This is a genomic window from Flavobacterium sp. (assembly GCF_052437795.1).
GTDB lineage: Bacteria > Bacteroidota > Bacteroidia > Flavobacteriales > Flavobacteriaceae > Flavobacterium.
The window spans coordinates 20,717-42,337 of the sequence record NZ_JBQVPA010000001.1; the positions used below are offsets into that span (position 1 = coordinate 20,717).

A 21,621-nucleotide genomic window follows, 5' to 3' on the forward strand; every position below is an offset into this window, starting at 1 on the left:
CAAAATAGTCTATATTTGCTGTGATAAATAATCACAAAACGCATATGTCTTTATTCTCTGACAATATCAGGCACCTAAGGGTAAAAAAAGGCTTCTCGCAGGAAATCGTGGCGGAAAGCCTCTCCATTTCGCGCGACAGGCTTGCAAAATATGAGTCCGGCACCAATCAGGCGCCGTATGAGACACTGGTCAAAATCTCCCATTATTACCATATAAGCATTGACCTGCTGCTCACAGCAGATATCCGTAAGATTGATATCGAAGGCCTTCTGAAACTGGATGACAACCGCATCCTGCTGCCGATTAAGGTCGACAGGGAAGGAGAAAACGTTATTGAGATCATCCCGCATAAAGCGCGCGCCGGTTACCTTACCGGCTACAGTGACCCGGAATTCATAGAGGGGCTGCAGCAGATTTCGCTGCCCTTCCTGCAGCACGGGAAATTCAGGGCTTTCCCTGTAGCAGGAGACTCTATGCCTCCGCATAAGGAAGGCTCGTTCATCATCGGAAGGTATGTAGAGCGGCTGGGTGATGTCATGGACGGAAGAACGTATATACTGCTGACAAAAAATGAAGGCATCGTCTACAAGCGGCTGAACCGAAATGGGAAGAACAGGCTGATATTGAAATCGGATAATACGTTTTATGAGCCGTATGAGGTCCGGGCCTCCGATATACTTGAGATATGGGAGTTTGCCTGTAGCATCGCCACCAATGAGCATGACCCGGATGACATGAACCCCGAGACTATTAAGGATATGTTTATGACATTGAAGCAGGAACTCAGGCAGCTCTCAGCTAAGGCATCGGGCCACGCGTGATGAACTAAATAATTGTTAAGGTACGCAAGGCGAAGCAATGAATTTTGTAAATTCAATATGCTAAAACCGACAATTATGGCTGATAACAAGAAAAAGACAGGTGAGCCGGACCGCTCCCTAATCAATACTTCAGAGAAGTACGAGATGGATTATTGGAAAAAGAAACTCGATGTTTCCTCCCAGCAGCTTACAGGCGCCGTAAGGGCAGTAGGCAACAAAGCGGAAAACGTTGAAAAGTACCTAAAGGATAAAAAGAAGTAAGCACCGCTTACTTCTTTTTGTTTTCATCAGCTTCATCCATCTGCGTGATGATGTTATTTACTTCCGTCTCAGCTTCCCTGAGCTTTGACTGGCAGATTTTGATCAGTTCTGATGCCCGCTTTACTTTTTGGGCGAGCTGGTCCACAGAAATCGTGTCATTTTCTATCTCACTGGCTATTGCTGTGAGCTCTTTATATGCCTCTTCATAAGTCTGTGTCTGTTCCATGTGCTTTTTTTTCTATAACTGTTGAACGTATGTTAGTATCTGCAAGGACTACTTCAATAACAGTCCCTTCACTGATTTTATCAGCATTGCTGACAATCTCCCCATCAACCCTGACAATACCGTAGCCTTTTTTTAAGATGTTTGCCGGGGACATCAGTTTTATTGTGGTGCTGAACCCCTCTATTTTACTGTTGTTGCTCTTTAGGCTCGCCAGCGATACCCTTTTAAGCCGCTCTGTTTCAGAACTGATGCTGTTCCTGCGGTTGGCAAGGGTTATCCTTGTAGTTGCTATAGCTTTTGAAGAGAGCTGCAGCAGCTTTCTCTTTTGCGAAAACAAAAGTGTCCTTGACTCCTCAATTATATCGTGATTTACGGAGGTCAAATTCTCCCTGCGCCCGCTGAGTGTATCTTTTGCACCCATCAGGATGGCGTGCCTGGTATCGGTAAGTTCTTTGTTATGGGAGGACAGCAGCTGTTGGGAGGCTATAAGTATATCTTTTTGAAGTGACAGGAGTGCCTGTTCAAAGGTGCGGTTGTGCGCTATGATAAATTCCGCGGCCTTTGTCGGAGTCTTTGTCTGCGTATGCACCATTAGGTCGGTTATGCTTTGGTCTTTCTGGTGTCCTATACCCGTTATAATCGGAATAGGGAACTTAGCCACACCCCGTGCGATGCGGTAATTATCGAACAGCAGGAAATCCGTCTGGGCTCCGCCGCCACGTGTGATCACCACTGCATCATACGAAATCCCGGAATTGTAAATCTCGATAAGCTTGGCCAGCAACTGCCCAGCGTTCTGGTCACCCTGCACAGAGGAGAAGTAGTCATCCACATAATACGTATACCCAAAGGAATTATTTTCAAGGGTATGCTTAAAATCTTCCGCCCCGGCAGATATCGATGAGGAAAGCAAGGCTATCCTTTGGATTACGGGGTTCAGCTCAAGGCTGTTGTTCGGCGTTATAAAAGCATCCCCGAGCCTTGTAATAAATTCATTTTGCGCAACCAGCTTTTCCAGCGTTGCTTTCTTCTGCTGTTCCAGTACCCCAAGGGTGAAACTGGTATCAATATCCAGAAGGTTCACGCTGAGCCCGTACACTGCATGGTATTCCACAGCTACAAGAGCCAATACCTGTATATTATTGGTGAACCGCTGCCCGGTCTGCCCTTCAAAATTAGCGATCTGCTTTGAACCGGTGCCCCAGGCTTTCCCTGAAATCTTTGCCAGAAGGTTTGCTGATCCGGTTTCCTTTTCGACCATATCAAAGTTATGATAGCTTTTCTCAGCCTTATAGGAATGGTTGGTAATATCGGCAATAACCCAGAAACGCTGTTCCCTGAAAGCCTCCTGCACAGCCTCGGATATTCCGGCAGTAAGCTGGGATAACCGTAACGGGGCGGATGATGGCTGTTGCTGTTGCATATGTATCAGGCAAAGGTGTTTGCTACAAATATATTATAATTTCAGCGGATGCTATTTGCGGACCACTAAATGTGCACGCGCTGGGTCAGCCAGCAGCGCTTCTATTTCAGATTGTATGATCTCCTGCACATCCTGCTTCACCTGCTCGTAATTGCGCTGTATCATACCCTGGTCAATCTTGCGCACAGGCTCTATCTCCTTAAACCCTGCTTCTTCCTTCTGCATGGCGGCGTGGTCATTCTGTATTTCGCAATGAAATGCCTTCAGCTCAATCTTCGACAGCGGGTCATCGGCAACCATGCCGACGAATTCACCGGAGCTCAATGAGGCGATCTTCGAAGCAGGTATGGCTGATTCCAGCTGCTTGGACCGGCTGATGGAGGTATCATTGCTGTTGATCGACAGGCTTTCACGGTCCTGCATGATCTTGCCGAAGCGCTCGGAAAGCTGCTTAGCGGTATCTCCCGTTACCTGCCCTGCAATGATATTTCCGGTAATGTTCATGATCACATCGGCTTGCTCCCGCCCATAATCTTTGCGGAGCTGGCTGAAGTCCTGGATGCCAAGACAGGTGGCGACTTTATTACTCCGCGCTGTGGCGATAAGGCTGTCCATATTGTTGAGGTAAATGGTCGGAAACTCATCAAAGACAAGGCTGCTTTTCTGCATGCCTTTCCGGTTGACCTGCTTTACAAGACGTGTTACGAAGAGGGAAAGCACCGCGCCGTATATCTGTATCTTCTGCGGATTATTCCCCATGCAGACGATCTTAGGGTCCGCAGGATTGTTGATGTCCAGCGTAAAGTCATTCCCTGAAAGCACATAGTACAGCTGAGGGGAGGAGAGACGTGCCAGTGCAATCTTGGCAGAAGCAATCTGGCCCTCAAGCTGCTCCATCACGTCGTTAAGGTATGCGGTGACAAAAGGATTGATCAGCACTTCAATTTCTTTTTCGTTGCGCAATAGGGTAAAGAGGCTGTCATAATCCACCTGCATCAGTTCCAGGACATGGGGCAGGGTACAGAACTGCCCATCCTTGTACTTCCGCAGGTACCAGATCACGGCCGTTAAAAAGTTGATAGGCGACTCCACAAAGAAATCCCCCTGCTTCTTTATCCATTCACGGTTGAGCCCCATCAGGATGGTTCGGGCCGATTCGGCTGCATCTGTAATATCCGTCATGCCGGAAGGCTCAAGAGGATTGCATCGGTGGGAGCGGCTGAGGTCATCGAAGTTGATCACATAGAATTTGGGAGGCACCGGATAGCTGTCCTTGTGCTTCAGCCATGAGTTGTAGGCGATGCGCGAAAGGTCATCAAACTTGAAATCATATACGAACATCGTGAAGCCTTTTGCGATATGCTGGGTAATCACATGGCGTATCACGAAATAGGACTTTCCTGAGCCCGGAGTTCCCAGCACCATAAGGCCGCGGAACGGGTTGATGATATTGATCCAGCTGCAACGCACCTTATCTTTTAAATGGTACTTTGCCGGAAGGTTGATGGAAAATTCGTTTTCCAAGTATCGCTCCTCCTGCGGAAAAGTCTCGTTCAGCTTGTTGAAGATATCCTTCCCGTCCAGCGTACGTGTGATGAGCCGCGAAAGTTTTGTCCCCCAGGAAAGCATCAGCAGATAACCTGCCGCAGTCAAAAGCAAGTAGGATGTAACCGACCAGAACAAAGACAGGCCTAAAGCAGTAATCCATTCTGAAGCTATGTACAGCACAAAGCCTATAGCAAATCCACGGATGGCAAAAATAAATTTAAGCTTTTCATCCTTGCGCCCTTTAGCGCCTACAAGAGAAATTACCAGGAACAGCAAAGCGATCCATTTGGGCTTTGAAAAGGAGCTGAACAATCCCGTCTGTACAATATTCGAGAGTATCTTATCCGTAAAGCCTGCGGTTAGCCCAGCTTCCCTGAAGGCCGCATAAAACTCAAAATAAACATGAAGCAACAGTATGACAAGGCTTATCAGTCTTGTCATATCCAATATCTTTCGCAATGCCTGCTCATTCTCTCCCGTATTCATAACTCTCCGTCATTAATTCGTTCCCTGCTGCCCTCTCCTTTTCCTTTTTTTCTTCCGCGTAAGATTCTTCGGCACGAAGTCTGCTGTAAATTCTGCTGATGTAAGTATTTTCAGCATGTTGGAAATCTGCGTGATAAGTGCGGCAGCCTGCGGGTCATGCGAGGCTATGCCTAAAGAAAGATGACCCAACTTTTCCTGTACACCACTTTCGGCATCCCGGTCTAAACTACGCTTACCGGAAACATCAGGAAAACGCTCCAGCATTTCCTTTGCACTATAAGCCTTGCCCAGGGCGCTGCCATTAAACACCCCACCAGTTTGGTGGTCTACATACGTCAGTCCGTAGATCCTCCCCTCAGCGTTTTGGCGTTTTACCAAAGTAATTCCCTGGCCTGCCAGCATACCGGTCATATCTGAAAATAGCACAGCCTTTCCCTGCACCACGAGCCTGTCAATGACATTCTTTACCCTTGCCCTATGCTGGCTTGAAGTGATCTTATTCTTTGCATACTTTACTTCAAGCCGCGACAGGGTGGGCCGGCTATGAAAAAGGCTGGCCTTAATAGGGACACCCATCGGCTCACCCTTGTCGGAAATGATCCGGTACAGCAGGCCGCCATGGCGGCTGACCCTTGAACCTTCTGCCCCCTGATCTGCCCTAATGTTGTAAATGCTCAGCACAGCATTGAGCTCTGGCAAGCTCGTGTACTTGTATTTATCCAGTACCGCCTCCAGCACATTCTGTATTGCCGATCGAGTCTCTGATTTCCCATACTCAACAACCCGGACTGTCTTATCAACCAAGTCCCTTTTATGCCCCTGTGCTCGTACCAACCCGAATTCAATCTCAAGTTGCTTTCGGGCCGGCTCCGACTTCCGTATCGCCAAATGATGCAGGTCAATCCTGCTGCCATCATGCCGGATGTTCGTGGTCACCACATGCAGGTGCGGATGCCCTGCATCGAAATGGCGGTAGACCAAATACGGCTGCTCCCCAAACCCCAATTCCTGCATATAGGCACGGGCAATCTCAGTCATTCTCTCGTTACCTAAAGCTTTTTCGGAAGGGTCAAAGTTCAGGGAGATATGCAGGCTGTTGCGGCTGACATTCGTATTAAGTTCCATGCGCCGCTCCAGATATTTTTGCTTCATCGTAAAGTTCATCCTGTCACTGTCAATAGGATAATTCCCGGCATAAAGGCAAACCGCCTTTTCATCCGTAACCTTGTTTTCATTGTAATTGAGTATACGGTTAACAGAGCTGCTAACCTTTATTACCGCAACCATCGCTCAGAGACATTTTGCACTACACCCTTGATTTCTGCAAGCTTCAGTAAAATAGAATCCGCCTGAGAAGTAAACTGTAAGCTCCAAAACTCTTGTTCTGAAGAACGAAGTGTATGAAGCCTCTTTGTAATCTGGTTCAGGTTGTTGCCAAGAGCATTCAGCTCGCTGTTGAGCAGAACCATCTGTTGCACTATTTCATCTTGTGAAAGATTACGATACGTTGCCACTATTGGCCTGTCCAGAATAACATTTCGAATGTAATGGCTGAGGTTGCGGCAAGTTGAATTTGACCGCCGTTGTATTATGATTTTATGCTCAGCAGGGGAAAGCCGAAGATGTATCCACTTTGTTCTATTACTGCCTTCAGTTTTCATAGTTACAATTGTTAAGTCAATAATGCTGCAATTCACTTTGAAATTAACAATGAACATGATTAAAGACAAACATAGGTAGATTATACCTAAGGCTGTTAAATAGGTTGCTTAAGCAGAGATATGCATACACTTCAAAAAATAAGGTCTTCGAAAGCTTTGTCCGTATATTCTCGATATTCATGCTTAAGAAACATTATCCTCTCATTTTTCATAAGTAAGTAAAAATCTTTATATAAAATATTTTGAAACACTTTTTTTGTTGGGAATTCAGAGTAGAGAGTGTAAATATATATCCACCATTCATCCTCTAGTTTTTCCTCAATTAGATCGCTTATTAGCTTAAAGTATTTTTTGGTGTCAAGAGATTTCTTTTTGCTATAAGAATAACATAACAAAACTGGTAAACAATCTCTGTCTTCCAGCAAATAATTTGAATAGTATTCAAAATTATCAATTTTAAAATTGTATTCAATTGCCAAAAATATGCCCCATAATGCTATATCAGATCGTGAAAACTCCAAATGCTCCTTTAAGATCGAATTTATTTCAACTTCAATAAGCGGTTTTAATTTAGTTGGTATAGGGTTTAGTTGAAAAATTGAATAGTAAACATCAATAAAATACGGGTATATAAAGCATACACGTGATATGTACATTATTATAAACGCATATACGTCAACATCTTTATAAATTTTTAATGATAGTATTTTTACAGCATATTTAATAGAGGAGGAGCTGGGATTATCGTTGGATAATTTAATTGCTAAATCGATAAATTCGCTTAGGATATTTATATCAGCATTGGTGAATTCAATTTTATTCAAAAAGGTATTAGCAAAACTCTTCAATTCTCTAACCCATGATTCTTCCAGAGGTTGAGGAAGACTTATAATTTCGGTTTTTTTTTGATTTAATCTTAAATTAAATTTTTCTAATTCTTTACTAAGCTTTTTAATGAAATTTTCGGCATCTTCTTTTGATTTACAATAGCACCGATAATCATCTATATATCGAAAATAGTTGAAATCATTCAATTGTTTGTCAACCTCTGATAGTATGATTTCACAAATGATCGCCGACGTATCTGGCCCTATGGGTATCCCGACAGTTTCATTTCTCTGTACAGATCTTATTGCAAAATCTAAAGTATTATACCATTCTTTACGGTCAGTGTTATTTTTAGCGACGCTTTTACCTACTAAAGCCCAAGATATAGAATGGGAATAGATGCTTGTATAGCAATTTGCAATATCTGCATGGACAATATACTTTGCTTTATAGGATTTATCAATAATTAAAAATTTTTCATCTTTACTCCTGTCATAAGTGAGCATCGAAATTAGTCTGTTATTTAAATTGTTTGGCTTTGGGATAATCAAACTTCTCTTAGGATAATCATCAACCTCACCAATTTTTTCATAAATAAAATTCCAATTTTTTTTTATTTCGTTACATAAGCGGCAATATGCTATAGGATGAGGGATATGCAAAACTCTAGGAGCATTATTATTTCTTGTAAGATGGAAAGTAATATTTGAGAACTCAGCATTTTTATAGATATTAATTCCGACTTGTCTAGCCCAAGTACCAAAATTCTGACTAGTAAAGATACTACTGATTTTTTCCGGAAAAAATCCGTAATCCATAAGCTTTTCAAAAACTTCACTCTCTGTAATTGATTCCATTAGAATAAAGGTGTTTCTGAATTGGGTTTAATATTTGGCATATTGATCTTTAACATTACAGGCATCGGAAAATCAACGCCCATTAGTATTGCTTCGCCAGAACCTAGTACTGGAAGAAATGCTAAAGTGTCTCTGTTTGCTGTGGAGCAAGCGTTTGCAATTGCCTCCTTATCTTGGTGATTGATCAATCTGTGTGTAATAAATGTTCCTATCTGGCTTAAAGTGCCGAATGGGATATCTCTCGGCATTTGTGTTGCCAAGCACAAGAATAGGCCATACTTCCTACACTCTTTCGCAATACTATCGAAAGAAGATAAATCTGTTGATTCAAAGTATTCATCTTTAACTTTTTTATTTAAATATTGATGAGCTTCGTCTATGAATAATATTAACGGAGTTTCTTTAAATTTTCCCGATCTAGATAATCCTAAAAGATATTTTCCAACCGCGTTAGCTAGAATTTCTCTAGCTTGAAAATCAAAGCTGACACTTTCAAAACCGATTCTTAACAAACTTAAATCACTATCAAGAAAATTATTTATTCCTTGAATAAGCTCATCGGGATCATTTTTTGGCCTGTTAAATCCGAATACTTTATTAAATTCTGGATTATTTACGAGATTATTTATTCTAAGTATAAGACTAATACAATTAGTAGCATGATTGTTATTATTGCCACCCCACATAAGATGATTGTTAAAATCTACATCGTGGATACATTCACGCATCAATTGAGATGACAGGGCTTGGATATCAAAGTCTGAATTAATTCCTTCAACATCTGCAATAAATTTTGAATATACCCTATTGAATGGTCTCATTAGCTGAGATGCTTTTACAATTGTGTTGTCTCTAACACTGATATTCTCCCGCAAGCCGACATCGTTAATTTTAATTGAAAAAGTATTATCATCAATTCTGACTATAAAGTCACCATCTACATTATTCTCCAGTATTTTGTAAATCTTTAAAGATTTTATTGCTTCCATTAATTTAGGAGACTGAACTTGGCCTGAAGGTCTTAAGAGCACAAATAAGTCGCTAATAGTTAAATTTGTATAGTGAAAAAAGGCTGAGTTTGTCAATATCAAAGGTGTAGAAGAAGTACCCGCAATACTATCAAAATTATGATATTCTCCTGTTGGGTCAATAATTATTGCTTTACTTTTATTTTTTATAATTCCCTCAATTAACTTACTTACCGTGTAGCTTTTTCCTCCCCCTGTAGTTCCTACTATTGCACAATGTCTTCCAAAAAGAGCTTGTTGAGAAATTTCAACTGCAGTACTTTTATCATATGTTAAGTGGCCGATTTCGATCAGTGGTGCATTATCTTTATGTTCATCCTTTACACCAAAGCTTTTGAAGTATCCCTGTATAAATTCCGATGAACAAATAAATACTTTTGCTCCGATCATTGGCAGAGAATTAAGACCTTTATCAATCTTGGCAGGATTAAATAATTCGAATGATAATAAAATCTCAATCTTCCCGGTGGGATGGAAGTCTTTGGTACTAAATGATTTTTCGCTTAACTCCAGTCTTTCTTTTTCGGGTAAGCTTAATTCCAAAATTTTACCTAAAAAACCTAACTTTTCACCCTCTATAACAACATAATTCCCAACTAGACCACCCTTTAACTCTTCTCCATAAAAAGTAAATGATTTCATTAGTACCGATGAAGGAAAGTGAACCTTCACATATTGCGGCGTAATTTGATTAAGATATCCTATAAAATGACTGTGGTTAAAGGGATTGTTGCTCATTTTGATTACTTAAGTTGATTTTTTTTAAATCTTCTTGATTGTAAGATTTTAAATCTGGAAAATTGATTGCAAAATCTTCAAATAACTCGCTGATTAAAACGATGTTATTATGTTTTTTACTTGCTTCAAATACATTATTAAAATTCCCAGGGCTTTCATCAATAGTTCTATTAACTACCACCAATTGGAATCCGGGATTTTGTTCTAATGCTTCTATAATTGATGTTACAATATGTTTATCATTAAATTTAAAACCAATGCAAATTAAAAGCACATTCTCGCCTCTAAGATATTGCTGAAATCTCGACATCATTTCAAAATAGGGCTGTTCATATGAGCTTTCATATTTACTATCTTTAGGAAAAATCATCAAGGGCTTTTCAACCCAATCTTTTTGAACTATATCGTTACCATTCCTAGTCCAATCGACAGAGCCGTGGGGTTTATATAAATGGAATACTTTTTGTACAAAATTATCTTCTTCTTTAACTCTGCTTGAATTTCTTGAAACAACATCCAAATCAAAATTTCTTCCACTAAATGTTCGAGGATGGGAAAATGAAAATCCATCAATTATGGTGAAATTTTTTTTCCTACCTGCCTGCTCAAATAGCGTGTCATAGTTTAGTGTAAAAATCTTTACTCGTGGCAGTGTAACTTTCCTTTTTGTAACTCGTTCAATAAATATGCTATGCGGTGCGTCATTGGGCAATATTAATGTGCATTTCTGTTGAATAAGTTTTTCAATTTTTTTTATTATATCATCGATGTCTAGAGGATTATCTTCTTCAGAATCCTTGACATAATTTTTACTGATATTAGCTAAGGATAAAAGCTTTTCCAGATTTTTAATATATTGATTTGTTTCTTCATTTTTATCTTCATAACGAACCAACACACAGAATCGATCCATAACCTGTTTTGTGAGTTGTAATTCTACATCATCCCATAAATCTATTAATAAACGTCCTTTTCGTTCCTCGGTAATCTCGCCAGTAACAATATTATCACCGATGCCGACAGAAGAACCGGCACCAGTTAATATGACAAGATTTTCAAATTGTGAATTTAAAAATGACGAATATTTTTTTCTTTTAGTAGCATGGGCGAACGCGATTTTATCTGGATTTTCTTCTCCGCCAAAGTCATGTAATTTACCGTCAATATAAACAGCGTTTACCCCGCCTTCTCCTTCTTCAATTTCAACAGATTTCTGCCCATTGATATATAAATATTTCCTTCCCATAAATTTATTATCTGACTTAATAAAAAAATACTAATCGACTTTTCAACTTCATCAAATTATTCATTGCTTGTTTATTATTATGTTGATGTAATTTGAAAAGCTAAATGTATAATAGACCAAAGTATTAAATTTTATCGAGTTTTAACATTTTTGTTATAAAGATGTCAGTTGTTGTCTAAATTTTTTTGCTCCCCGAGTTTCGAGGAAAGGGCTGCAAGATCCGGTTGTGTGATACAACCGTTCATCTTGCCGATTGCGCGAGGAGCTGGCAATCTCCATAACCGACTCCCTATTTTTCCAGATTTAAAAAATTACATTGTTCAAGCGAAAAGGAATATGTAGCATAGCGGAATATTCTGTTTCGAACTATGCAAGAAAGGAAATTCCTGAGCTCACGAAGGTATTTCCGTAAAGTTTTTGTTGTTTCCGGACAGCAGTACAGGATCTTCAAAGGTAAATTATACCCAAGTTTCATGTCATGAGATACATTAATTTTAAATCGATTTATTGTTTAATCTAAAACTGAAAAAGTATGCTGACAACAGATGAAGCGGCCCAGGTGTTCGATACCATTTTGAGCAGCCCGGGGATGAATGAGGCAGTAAAAATTGACCTGCGTATTTCAAGAAAAAATGTATTGCTTTTATCTCATGTAATTGAACAGGGGATTAAAGATAAAGCAGATGGAAAAGGCAGTATGTTTACCTCGCTACCGGAAGGTGCTAAGCAAGAACTTGCGGAAATTTCAAATGATTTTTTACAAAAGGGAGGATTGGTGGAACTAAGTGAAAAACTGAAGTCGCTGGCCTCCAGCAAGTAAGTTTTCAGGCTGTCCCAAGGGGCAGCCTTTTTATTTAAAAGCATCTTTTTTGCAACTTTTAGAACGATTTATAAAACTCCATTTGTCTTAATAGCCAGTAATTTAGCACTATGATAATAACGTAAGATCATGAAAATCAAATACCGTAATATTATTATTGAAGCCACCTCACTGCTCTACATATGCGTGTTCATTTATGCTGCATTAAGCAAGCTGCTTGATTTTGAAAACTTCAGGATACAGCTGGGGCAATCTCCAATGCTAAGTTCTTTCGCAGGGGTAATTTCGTGGGCAGTGCCAATAGGCGAACTCATCATCTCAGTATTACTTGCGCTACCTCTTACGCGGCCTTTCGGACTCCTGAGCGCATATACTTTAATGACGATGTTTACAGCTTATATTTTTATCATGCTTAACTATAGTGCTTTCATTCCCTGCTCCTGTGGAGGGGTATTGGAAAAGATGACATGGGACCAGCATTTGCTCTTCAATATAGCCTTTATGGCATTAGCAATTGCAGCAGTAGTATTGTTGCCGGCAAGAGGCGAACATCAACATAAAATAATTGTATGAAACCTTATCTAAAAATCGTCACCCTGCTAAGCTTAACGATAGCATCAATCGCATCAGTTGGATTTGCATTTAAGTTCTCGGAGGATATAATTCATTATGATAATAAGTTTATCAGGCGTTATCCTCCCCATGTTGCAGATGAATTTAAGCGTGTTGAGCTAACTTACAATTCCTACTATTTTGCGGGCGCATCGGAAGGAACTATTTATCTGGGAAATATAACCGCTCCATTACAGATTATAGCATTCGATACTAACCTAAATAACAGACGGACGTACCATGTGGAACTGGTAGAAAAAGACCTGCCGTTCCGTTCGCCACAAGTAAGAGTACTGGGTAATTATTTTTATGTCTATGAGGGGTCGGTGCCGTACCTCTTTAAAGGAAAAACCGCTGATTGGGTTGCCTCGCTCCAAGTACGTGGCGGCCAATACTTCTCGCAGGTACAGCCTTTAGATTCCGTTCGCCTGGCAATCCGTTATATTGCCCAAAACGGGGAAAGCATTATCGGCTTACTCAATCTTAAAGATACTGCTCATGTGCATCTAAGCACAAGGGTATTACAGAAGCAAATCGATGGCATATTTGATACCGATGGCAGTCTTCATGTGAGCCAGCAGAAAAGCCAGATAGTATATAATTACAGGTACAGGAACCAGTATATTATCAGCGATCCGGAATTTCGCAGCATTGCAAGAGGCAATACAATCGATACGGTATCCAAGGCGCAGATTGTACTTGCAAAAGTGGAAAGCCATGACTATACCACCTTTTCTAAACCTCCACTTATTGTAAATAAGACAAGTGCACTTTATAATAATTACCTGTTTGTGAATTCGCTTTTGCCGGGCCAGTTCGAGCCTGAAAGCCTTTGGAAGAATGCAAGCATTGTAGATATCTACGATGTTAGCGACCAGACCTATCGTTCCAGCTTTCCAATATATCACATTGAGGGTAAAAAATTGAAGGAGCTCTTCGTAATGGGAAATAAAGTATACGCATTAATAGATACTAAACTGGTGGGGCATATGCTACAGGATGATTTTCGTCAGCAAAAAAATTAGCCCCTCCATAACAATATACTGGCCAGTATCAGGGATTTGATCGAAAACCTGTCAACAGAGTAGATCACAACTGAAAATTTTTAAATTATGAAAACAAGTTTTTTAAAAGGACTGGTGATGCCAATGGCTGTCGCAGTCGTAGGGTTTGCAGGAGCATTTGCGACTACATCAATGGCTTCTGCACCCGTGGCTAACCAGCAGGGTTACCGCTTTATTTCAGGCCAGCCTAACCCGTGTCATGCCGAACTGATGTGCAGGACTGAATCCGGTGACGTATGTAAGTCAGGCGCCATCACCCTTTGGGGCAAGGCCACTGAAAATGGACCCTGTAATGTGCCGTTATTCAAAATTCCTTAGTAGTAAATGCAATGCAGTTATTGTAACAATAACTGCATTGTTTAATCCCTTATTCCTATGACAACCATTATTACAAAATTAAAAATTGCCGCAACGTCTGCGACAATTTTTCTGGCCCTCTATAACAAGTACGAGGCTCCAAAAGGTATTGAACTGGCATCAGTATCCGGCTACCGTTATATACTGCCTGGACCTCCCACATGTGAATTTAAAATGATGTGCAGTACAATCCCCGCAGACCTGTGCAAATTTGGTACCGTGTACTTGTGGGGAATGAATGGCCAATACCAATGTAATGTACCTGTCTATAAGTTGCAATAGTAATTTAGTCTTCCGCGGGTTTAACCCAGCAGGGTTTTGAATCGCTTTTCAATAGATAATCAAACCACTGCATAATCTTTGAAGTGAGGTCAATTTGATTAGTGGGATTGACCAGTACGTGGCCTTCATCCGGGTATACGAGCATTATGTTTTCTTTACCTAACCGCCTTAAAGCTATATGATATTCGATAGTCTGAATGGGGTTGACCTGAGTATCATTTTCTCCTATCCAGGAAAGCAAGGGGGTACTAACATCCCTCACAAAAGATATCGGAGAGTTATCCTGATACGCCTCTGAATTATCAAAAGGAGTTTGCGCAATTCGGAACTGATCACTTTCAAATCTCCAAGTATTTGGCAAGCCATAACTCCAGCCTACAGAATAATAGCAGCTCACAAGGTCCGAAATACCATTACCCGACACGGCGGCTGCAAACATATCAGACCTTGAGATTATATAGTTGGTTTCGTATCCGCCAAAAGAATGTCCGATAAGCCCGATCTTATCACTGGACACGGGATATTTGGCTATGACGGCTTTAACGGCTGCCGTAACACAATCCAGTGCGGAAATCCCGGGAGCATTTTCCTCGTATGTGATATCCGGATAATAAACAAAGTATCCGTTGCCCGTAAAATTTGCTTTATTGAAACCTGCAGCATTATATAGCGAAGGATTTGTATAGCTGTGCAGATGATGGGTTTGACGCTCATAGATATGTACTACCATAGGGTATTTTTTTTCCGGCTGATAGTCTATAGGAAAGAAAAGTGAGCCTTTTAATAATTGCCCAGCGGAATTTGTATAGTCAATCAATTCAGACTTCCCCCATCTGTATTTATAATGGTGTGTATTGCCTTGAAGTATGGCATTACACTTTTTGTTGTCAACATGCAAAAGTGTGGGGGGGCTATCATAGCGCTCCGCAGCAACAATGTAGGAATGGGCATTGGCTGCCCTGCAAAGTATACTGAATTTTTCGTTGCCGCTCAAAATTTCGTCGATAATCCCTTTGTAATATCTGAAGACTTTAGATACAGCATTATCTTCTGTTCCTGCCGTTAAGAAAAGCGGAGCCTGAGTATCGATAATGCGGCTTCTTAAATTATAACCCTCTCCAATCGGGCTGTCAAAATTGTGTATCCGGAATATGAGCCCCTCTTCACTACCTGAAGTGAGCCGCTGGGCTTTTTTGCCATTGGCTGCAAGTTCCCACACGTCATACCGGTCATAAACAAAAAGGGATACGCCATCGAAGGACCATCCGGCATAACCATAGGCAGGCTTACTGCCGGGCCTGTCATATTCCTGGTCGGAGAATTCGGAATCAAGTTTGCCCGTCAGGTTGATATGCCTGCCTGATGTAATGGAATAGGTCCACCAGTTTCCATCTTTATAATACGCAATGTACCGGCCTTCCGGGGAACATACCAAATTTTCCTGACGGCCTTCGAACCTGGGGAGTACCAAATCATACTTTCCCGTTTTAAGGTCTTTAATGTAAAGGTCCCTGTCCGCGTAATATTTTAAAGCCGGACGGTTTTCAGAAGGATCATAAATAAGGGCTTGCAACTGGCCGTCGAGCAGCAATGCACCCGTCCTGCACTGATCTCCTACCGAAGCTATATTGCCGCTATGAGGCTTCCACAAATAGAGCCTGCTATAGGAGCTAAAACTACCGTTAGCTTTCTTATACGGATAGAGCACCTTATCGTAAGCATTCCAAATTTGTGGGGTAGGTGGCTTGATTTTATTGGACTTGTGGGCCAATAACATAAATACTGTTGAACGGTCATCAGATACCAGTAATTCAGGATAGGCCGCAAGATCAAAATTTTCAGGCCAATTCATATTGGTGGTGCCGGTACTATATAATCTGTCCTCGGTTAGGCTGTAGAAATACAGGCTATAATCCCGCGCTGAAGCTGCACTGTTTGTGTCATCCTTAAAAACAAACGCGCCGCTATCTTTGTGCCAGACAAAATTTAAGTAGGCATTGGCGGTGCTGCTCAGCAGCAATCGGGGCTTATCCGGTTTGTCAATATCTAATAAACACACTTTATAGATAGAATCGTGTACGGTAGAGATGACTAATTTGCTTTTGTCAGGACTAAGGGAGATGCTGCTAACATTAGCTGTGCTATATTCCTGCCCAGTGTGTAGGTTCACAACTATAAGTTCACCCGTTTGCTTATGCAACAAGATGTGCCTGCCCGCAACAACATATGTATTTATGTCCCTGCGGCTGTAGGAATAGTTGCCTGTCAAACCCGTAAGGTGTACCGCGTGGTCGTTGTCAAGGTAGCAGAAAAGCGTGTCGTTGATAAAAGCTGGAAAGTGAGCCTTTGGAAAAGCAAATCTTTTAGGTATTACCGTACTGGCCAGGTACAGCGTGTCCATTCCTGAAGTATGGTCTACCGAAAAGGTCATCCAATCCCCTTTTGGGGATATGTTTACCTGGGAAAATGTCCCCCACTGTTCGTATTTGTCAGGCTCAAGGCTTTCTTGCCCCTGCCCAAAGAATGGGCAAGAGCAGAAAGCTACCATAAAATATTTTTTTATACTAAGGAGCATCAGTAACCTGGGTTTTGAGGAAGCATATTCGGGTTCAGGCTCAGTTCTGCTTCAGGTAAAGGAAAGTATTCCTCATACGATTCCCATCCGCTTTTAACCACTGATAATGTCCCGTTTATTACTCCGAAACGCCGCAGATCAAAGAAACGGTGGCCGAACTCGCTAAAAAATTCAAGTCTCCTCTCACTCAGAATTGCCTGCAATAAATCCTCTTGGGAAGCAGCGGGAGAATTCGTGAGGCCTGCTCTATTGCGTATTCTGTTCAGGTCTTCAGCACCAGCAACTAATTCCCCTAACCGCACTCTCGCTTCAGCCCTTATCAGGTACATTTCAGCAAGTCGTAAAACGACAGAGAATTCCATGGAACTCCCGGTATTACTGTTTTGTCTATACTTATAGGGATGGTACCATGAGGTTGTACCATCTGATATTTCCCGGGTCCAATACTCCCTGCGCAAATCACCGGGCTCAAATTCAGTAATAAGGCCTAAAGATAGAGCCGATAATGGCGGTGGGCCACTCTCGAAGATGAAGGTTACCGCCTCACGGGTATTGCCTCCGTTAGAGGATGGGCTTAGCTGCCAGATTGTAGAAGGGCTGTCAATAAGGAAAGTATCTTCAATCGGGATATCATCAGTATATAGAGCGTTGTTATTGATAACGGCGGAGGCATAGTCAGCTGCTGCATTCCAATCTCCGTTATACAAAGAAGCTCTTGATAAGAGGGCATAAGCCGCAAACTTATTGGGACGCGTGCGATCAGTGGAACTGTACTCGGTGGGCAACATCCCTGAAGCCTGCTCAAGATCCTGTATGACATAAGCATATACTTGAGCAGAAAGTGATTTTCCAATATGTGTGTTTTGCCTGTAGTCAGTAGTAGTCACATAGGGGACATCCGCGAAAAGGCCCGTCAAATAAAGATGCAACACTGCGCGTGCAAAAAGTGCTTCTCCCGTCAGCAATTGCTTGTCGATTTCGCTTAGGGACTGCGAGGCGGTAACACCTTCAATAACTGCATTAGCCATGTAGATCTGGCTATAGGTATCGTTCCATAATTGCCTGACATCGGAGTTTGATTGGACGAGCGCATTATTATAGAAACTGGCCGCCCCGTTCTGTGGGCTTCCGTAAAATACCAATTCGTCGGTGTAATTCCCTAAAAGAAAGGATAAGCCTGCGGCAGTCCCTGTCAGCATGCCCCTGTCTCGCATCCCGGCATAAATGTTTGCCATGGCTGCGTTAGCTGTTGCTTTATCATTAAATACGTCATCAGATACGAGTTGTGATGGGGGAAGGTCAACTTCCGTAAAATCACATGCACAACAAGTAAGGAAAATAAATGCCATATAACCCAATGCTGTAGCTTTAGGGCTGGCCAATAAGTTTTTTAAATACTTTTTCATAATGTAAGTTTTAGAATGATAATTGGATTCCGGCAGCAAAAACCTTGAGTGGTGGGAGATACCCTACAGCCCTAAATTCAGGGTCCGCTCCTCGATACGAAGTGAATGTCAGCAAGTTCTGGCCTTCAATAAATATTCTGCACTTAGCCTTTTCAAAGGGAAGTTCATAAGACACGGAAAGATTCTTAAGTCGTACAAAGGAAGCGTCGCTGATAGCTGCATCGCTTTCCATATATTTATAATAAGCGTCAACGGCCTGGCTGTCGCTGCCCGAGGTAAATCTTTGATATTTAGCAGTATCTCCCGGCTGTTGCCAGCGATTCATGACATCTGCAGGCTGATTAGACATTCCTCCCGGGTATCCAAAAAAAGCCGTTTCATTAAAGTTCTGCTGTTTTACGAATTGGAATAGAAAATCGAACTGCCAGCGCTTGTACCTAAGTGTATTCTGCAGCCCTCCAAAAAATTCAGGGTTCATATCCTTCACAGTTTGTTTGTCCGCACTGCTCAGTGCACCGTCAGCATTACTGTCTTCAAATCGGTAAATGCCCGTTTCCGGGTCTACCCCAAGACTGTGATAGACTTTACGGATATTCAGGGGATGCCCGATAACGTATTGCGTGGCATACGTTGATCCATCAAGGTTGGGGAAACTTATAAGTTTATTTCTTGCAGCTGAAAGGTTAAAGCTCGTGATCCAGCTGAAGTTCTCACGCTCAAAATTTACGGTACGTAAGGTAACCTCCAACCCGCTGTTTTCTACTGTAGCATCCAGATTGGCTTGTATTGAGCTAAACCCTGTAGTGCCGGGCAGCGGAATGCCTGCCAACTGGTTTGAGGATCTATTCTTGTACCATCCCAATGTCAGAAAGAGCCTGTCTTTAAGAAAGCCGGCCTCAATAGCTGCTTCAAATTTTCGATTAGTCTCCCAGCCAAAATCAGGATTGAATAGCCTTGCTGGCTGGAGCCCTATTACTCCGCCGTAACTTACGCCTGATGATGCATAGGTGTCAAGATACTGATAATCGCCAATCTGGTCATTTCCCGTAATACCATAACTTGCACGGAGCTTTCCAAAACTGAGCACCTTGCTATCTGAAAACCATTTTTCCTGCGAGAATAGCCATGCTGCGCCAACCGCGCCAAAATTTGCGAATTGCTTGCCCGGGCCAAACCTGCTCGATCCATCCCGCCTTCCGGTAAGGTTAAGAAAATATCGTTCCTTCCAGGTGAAATTCACGCGCCCAAAAATGGCATGGTAGCGGTATTCTGTAGCATCACTTGCCATAGTCATTAAAAAGCCTGCCGAGGCAAGGTTATAAATAAGGCTGTTACTTGAGAAACCAGATCCGTAGAGTACAAGCTGGTCACCCGTCTGTGACTGGAAAGTTGTACCTGCAAGAACATCTATCCTTCCCTCTCCCAGTTCCTTTTGCCAGTTCAGCTGCGGTTCGATTATCCAAGACCTGCGCGATGCGTCAGTGACTACAAGGCTAGAGTAATCGCCGGTCAAACCGTAAGCGGGGTCATATTGCGTAGAAGGCGAGGCATTCACCTCCTTGTGGCTGAGTGAAGAATATCCAAAATTAGATCGCACCTCAAGCCCTTTGGCGAGGCGATAGGACAGAACACTGCTTACAATCAGGTCATATGTCTTAGCATTGTACTCACCTTCCAGATTGCGGAGCGGATTGCCGAACGTGCTGTTTTCCCAATTAAGCGAGCCGTCAGCGTTTCGAAGGTTTGGCGCATTAGGTGGTAATGTAATGGCTTCCTGGGTCAGGTCAATCCTTGGCTGGTTGTTTTCCTGAAATGTATACTGCCCGGAAAACTTAACACTGAACCTGTCATCTTCCGAGGTATGCCCAAGATTGACATAGGCATTACCTTTATTATAATTAAAATCCTCCGGAAATACAGTAGACTGCCTATTCAAGCTGCCACCGAGTAAGAATTGCGTATGGGAAGAGCCGCCGGAAACAGAAGCCTGGGCATTGGTAATATAGGCTGTCTTACCCAAAATTTCCTCCTGCCAGTCTGTTGAGCGGTTTGTATCCCACGTGCCATTAATATCATATGCAGAATCAGGAATTTCGGCGATACCATCGTTGGCATAACCTTCACGACGCATCTCAATGTATTGTGCTGTACTCAGTAAATCCATTTTTCGGGTCAGGGAGCCCACGCCCTGATAAAGACGGGCAGAATATTTTGTTACCCCGGTCTTACCTTTTTTAGTTGTTATCAGGACTACCCCATTAGCGCCCCGGCTTCCATAAATTGATGTAGCGTCAGCATCTTTCAAAACTTCGATGCTCTCAATCTGCTCCGGATTTAGGCTGTTTAAGGGACTATAGCTGGAAGGCATAACAGTGGAGGCCACCTGGCTACCTATGGGCTCCGAGGAATAAGGCACCCCATCCACGATATACAAAGGGCTGTTGCCTCCGCTACGAAGGCTGTTCAGCCCCCTTATCTGTATATCAAAACCACCACCGGGCACACCAGTTGTCTGGGTGACGCTAACTCCCGCCATACGGCCCTGCATGGTGGCTAAAACATTAGTCACCGGTTGGTTCTCGATGTCTTTCGATGTGATTCTCGAAATGCTGCCAGTTCGCTCCTTATCCTTGACGCGATAATATCCAGCATTTATAACTACCTCCTGCAATTGGGCAACATCTTCCTGCAAGACAGCATCAAGCGATTCTGAAGTTACCACGTATTCAGAATCTTTGAAACCAAGAAACGAGAATACGAGGGTATCGCCGATTGCTGCATTAATTGTATAAGAGCCCTTCTCATCTGTAACGGCTGTGATTCCTGAGCCATTTACCGACACTGTTACGCCCGGAAGCGGACCATTAGCATCCCTTACTACACCAGATACTTTTGATTGCCAAAGATGATGTGTTAGGTCATTATTATAAGCAGCTGTATGGTTACACCATAACAAGAGCCCGAAAATAAAGGCAAAGCAGCCCTTATTCAATGAAATTATTTTCATAATTTTGAATTGTTAAATGAAACGAAAGTTTTGTTTTCTCAGGCCTTCTGCACGCACCGCCAAGTAGCAGCAGAGGGCTTTTTATTTGTGTCTAATTACTTTGGTCAGTTTCTCATCGGCGCACGTGTTTACTGGTGAATAATAGGTTAGTGATTATTTTACCAATACTGCCGAAGTCTGCTCCGGGTATTGCGGCATGGGGCGTGAGGCTCAAAGGATATGAACCTGAAAGGATAGAAAGGGCATTTTTCTTATACGCGTCCATTCTGAAGTTGTAATACTACGCGACACAAAAAGTATTGCTAAGAAACTGATGAGTAGGGACGGCCTCCTAAAAAAGGAGGCGTGGGTTTAAACTCAGCTTATCGACTTGAG

General features: G+C 42.2%; 17 protein-coding genes. 6 read left to right on the forward strand and 11 right to left on the reverse strand.

Annotated features, from left to right (window positions below; all coding sequences use genetic code 11):
* Positions 1-44 precede the first annotated feature (44 nt).
* Together ACT6R0_RS00125 and ACT6R0_RS00130 are read left to right on the forward strand one after the other, a co-directional pair.
* Complete coding sequence (locus tag ACT6R0_RS00125) at positions 45-821, forward strand: XRE family transcriptional regulator (RefSeq protein WP_444650186.1); 777 nt, start codon at positions 45-47, stop codon at positions 819-821.
* Between the two features lie 75 nt (positions 822-896).
* Entirely contained in the window at positions 897-1,082 is a 186-nt protein-coding gene (locus ACT6R0_RS00130; RefSeq protein WP_444650188.1) for a DUF3606 domain-containing protein, read from the forward strand.
* Between the two features lie 7 nt (positions 1,083-1,089).
* On the opposite strand, the gene xseB is transcribed toward ACT6R0_RS00130, so the two are convergent.
* From xseB to ACT6R0_RS00170, 8 genes are all read right to left on the reverse strand, one after another.
* Entirely contained in the window at positions 1,090-1,308 is a 219-nt protein-coding gene (gene xseB / locus ACT6R0_RS00135; protein ID WP_444650189.1) for an exodeoxyribonuclease VII small subunit, read from the reverse strand.
* On the reverse strand, positions 1,286-2,731 hold the full coding sequence (gene xseA, locus ACT6R0_RS00140) for an exodeoxyribonuclease VII large subunit (RefSeq protein ID WP_444650191.1): 1,446 nt from the start codon (positions 2,729-2,731) through the stop codon (positions 1,286-1,288). The genes xseB and xseA overlap by 23 nt, the downstream gene beginning before the upstream one ends.
* A gap of 51 nt (positions 2,732-2,782) precedes the next feature.
* Positions 2,783-4,765, reverse strand: a complete 1,983-nt coding sequence (gene mobC / locus ACT6R0_RS00145; RefSeq protein ID WP_444650192.1) for a conjugal transfer protein MobC — start codon at positions 4,763-4,765, stop codon at positions 2,783-2,785.
* Between the two features lie 12 nt (positions 4,766-4,777).
* Positions 4,778-6,052, reverse strand: a complete 1,275-nt coding sequence (locus ACT6R0_RS00150; RefSeq protein WP_444650194.1) for a relaxase/mobilization nuclease domain-containing protein — start codon at positions 6,050-6,052, stop codon at positions 4,778-4,780.
* The gene (locus ACT6R0_RS00155) at positions 6,040-6,426 is read right to left on the reverse strand and encodes a plasmid mobilization protein (RefSeq protein WP_444650196.1); all 387 of its coding nucleotides are present in this window, start codon (positions 6,424-6,426) and stop codon (positions 6,040-6,042) included. Before ACT6R0_RS00155 ends, ACT6R0_RS00150 begins: the two co-directional genes overlap by 13 nt.
* Before the next feature lie 131 nt (positions 6,427-6,557).
* Positions 6,558-8,111, reverse strand: a complete 1,554-nt coding sequence (locus tag ACT6R0_RS00160) for an RNA-directed DNA polymerase (RefSeq protein WP_444650198.1) — start codon at positions 8,109-8,111, stop codon at positions 6,558-6,560.
* Positions 8,111-9,781 carry an ATP-binding protein gene (locus ACT6R0_RS00165; protein WP_444650200.1) on the reverse strand — a complete coding sequence of 557 codons (1,671 nt, stop codon included), beginning with the start codon at positions 9,779-9,781 and terminating at the stop codon, positions 8,111-8,113. Before ACT6R0_RS00165 ends, ACT6R0_RS00160 begins: the two co-directional genes overlap by 1 nt.
* Positions 9,782-9,857: 76 nt before the next feature.
* Positions 9,858-11,123 carry an SIR2 family protein gene (locus ACT6R0_RS00170; RefSeq protein ID WP_444650202.1) on the reverse strand — a complete coding sequence of 422 codons (1,266 nt, stop codon included), beginning with the start codon at positions 11,121-11,123 and terminating at the stop codon, positions 9,858-9,860.
* Positions 11,124-11,655: 532 nt separating this feature from the next.
* Between ACT6R0_RS00170 and ACT6R0_RS00175 the strand changes: the two genes are divergently transcribed.
* From ACT6R0_RS00175 to ACT6R0_RS00190, 4 genes are all read left to right on the forward strand, one after another.
* Positions 11,656-11,943 carry a hypothetical protein gene (locus tag ACT6R0_RS00175; RefSeq protein WP_444650203.1) on the forward strand — a complete coding sequence of 96 codons (288 nt, stop codon included), beginning with the start codon at positions 11,656-11,658 and terminating at the stop codon, positions 11,941-11,943.
* 129 nt (positions 11,944-12,072) lie between these two features.
* Positions 12,073-12,516, forward strand: a complete 444-nt coding sequence (locus tag ACT6R0_RS00180; RefSeq protein WP_444650205.1) for a MauE/DoxX family redox-associated membrane protein — start codon at positions 12,073-12,075, stop codon at positions 12,514-12,516.
* Positions 12,513-13,580: a hypothetical protein gene (locus ACT6R0_RS00185; RefSeq protein ID WP_444650207.1), complete on the forward strand. Its 1,068-nt coding sequence runs from the start codon at positions 12,513-12,515 to the stop codon at positions 13,578-13,580. The genes ACT6R0_RS00180 and ACT6R0_RS00185 overlap by 4 nt, the downstream gene beginning before the upstream one ends.
* Before the next feature lie 123 nt (positions 13,581-13,703).
* Positions 13,704-13,937, forward strand: a complete 234-nt coding sequence (locus ACT6R0_RS00190) for a hypothetical protein (RefSeq protein ID WP_444650209.1) — start codon at positions 13,704-13,706, stop codon at positions 13,935-13,937.
* A gap of 325 nt (positions 13,938-14,262) precedes the next feature.
* Here ACT6R0_RS00190 and ACT6R0_RS00195 read toward each other — a convergent pair whose 3' ends face one another.
* Genes ACT6R0_RS00195 through ACT6R0_RS00205 form a run of 3 tightly spaced genes read right to left on the reverse strand, consistent with a single transcriptional unit; the run spans position 14,263 to position 21,246 of the window.
* Positions 14,263-16,806: a prolyl oligopeptidase family serine peptidase gene (locus tag ACT6R0_RS00195; protein ID WP_444650210.1), complete on the reverse strand. Its 2,544-nt coding sequence runs from the start codon at positions 16,804-16,806 to the stop codon at positions 14,263-14,265.
* A gap of 26 nt (positions 16,807-16,832) precedes the next feature.
* The gene (locus tag ACT6R0_RS00200; RefSeq protein WP_444650212.1) at positions 16,833-18,239 is read right to left on the reverse strand and encodes a RagB/SusD family nutrient uptake outer membrane protein; all 1,407 of its coding nucleotides are present in this window, start codon (positions 18,237-18,239) and stop codon (positions 16,833-16,835) included.
* Between the two features lie 10 nt (positions 18,240-18,249).
* Entirely contained in the window at positions 18,250-21,246 is a 2,997-nt protein-coding gene (locus ACT6R0_RS00205; RefSeq protein ID WP_444650214.1) for a SusC/RagA family TonB-linked outer membrane protein, read from the reverse strand.
* Positions 21,247-21,621: the final 375 nt, after the last annotated feature.

What these genes read in the sequence shown, in the direction of transcription:
- ACT6R0_RS00165 (WP_444650200.1), bottom strand. Translation starts at nt 9,781, where the DNA reads ATGAAATCATTTACTTTTTATGGAGAAGAGTTAAAGGGTGGTCTAGTT.
- ACT6R0_RS00185 (WP_444650207.1), top strand. Translation starts at nt 12,513, where the DNA reads ATGAAACCTTATCTAAAAATCGTCACCCTGCTAAGCTTAACGATAGCA.
- xseB (WP_444650189.1), bottom strand. Translation starts at nt 1,308, where the DNA reads ATGGAACAGACACAGACTTATGAAGAGGCATATAAAGAGCTCACAGCA.
- ACT6R0_RS00160 (WP_444650198.1), bottom strand. Translation starts at nt 8,111, where the DNA reads ATGGAATCAATTACAGAGAGTGAAGTTTTTGAAAAGCTTATGGATTAC.
- ACT6R0_RS00125 (WP_444650186.1), top strand. Translation starts at nt 45, where the DNA reads ATGTCTTTATTCTCTGACAATATCAGGCACCTAAGGGTAAAAAAAGGC.
- ACT6R0_RS00155 (WP_444650196.1), bottom strand. Translation starts at nt 6,426, where the DNA reads ATGAAAACTGAAGGCAGTAATAGAACAAAGTGGATACATCTTCGGCTT.
- ACT6R0_RS00180 (WP_444650205.1), top strand. Translation starts at nt 12,073, where the DNA reads ATGAAAATCAAATACCGTAATATTATTATTGAAGCCACCTCACTGCTC.
- ACT6R0_RS00190 (WP_444650209.1), top strand. Translation starts at nt 13,704, where the DNA reads ATGGCTGTCGCAGTCGTAGGGTTTGCAGGAGCATTTGCGACTACATCA.
- ACT6R0_RS00175 (WP_444650203.1), top strand. Translation starts at nt 11,656, where the DNA reads ATGCTGACAACAGATGAAGCGGCCCAGGTGTTCGATACCATTTTGAGC.
- mobC (WP_444650192.1), bottom strand. Translation starts at nt 4,765, where the DNA reads ATGAATACGGGAGAGAATGAGCAGGCATTGCGAAAGATATTGGATATG.
- ACT6R0_RS00130 (WP_444650188.1), top strand. Translation starts at nt 897, where the DNA reads ATGGCTGATAACAAGAAAAAGACAGGTGAGCCGGACCGCTCCCTAATC.
- ACT6R0_RS00195 (WP_444650210.1), bottom strand. Translation starts at nt 16,806, where the DNA reads ATGGTAGCTTTCTGCTCTTGCCCATTCTTTGGGCAGGGGCAAGAAAGC.
- ACT6R0_RS00170 (WP_444650202.1), bottom strand. Translation starts at nt 11,123, where the DNA reads ATGGGAAGGAAATATTTATATATCAATGGGCAGAAATCTGTTGAAATT.
- ACT6R0_RS00205 (WP_444650214.1), bottom strand. Translation starts at nt 21,246, where the DNA reads ATGAAAATAATTTCATTGAATAAGGGCTGCTTTGCCTTTATTTTCGGG.
- ACT6R0_RS00200 (WP_444650212.1), bottom strand. Translation starts at nt 18,239, where the DNA reads ATGAAAAAGTATTTAAAAAACTTATTGGCCAGCCCTAAAGCTACAGCA.
- ACT6R0_RS00150 (WP_444650194.1), bottom strand. Translation starts at nt 6,052, where the DNA reads ATGGTTGCGGTAATAAAGGTTAGCAGCTCTGTTAACCGTATACTCAAT.
- xseA (WP_444650191.1), bottom strand. Translation starts at nt 2,731, where the DNA reads ATGCAACAGCAACAGCCATCATCCGCCCCGTTACGGTTATCCCAGCTT.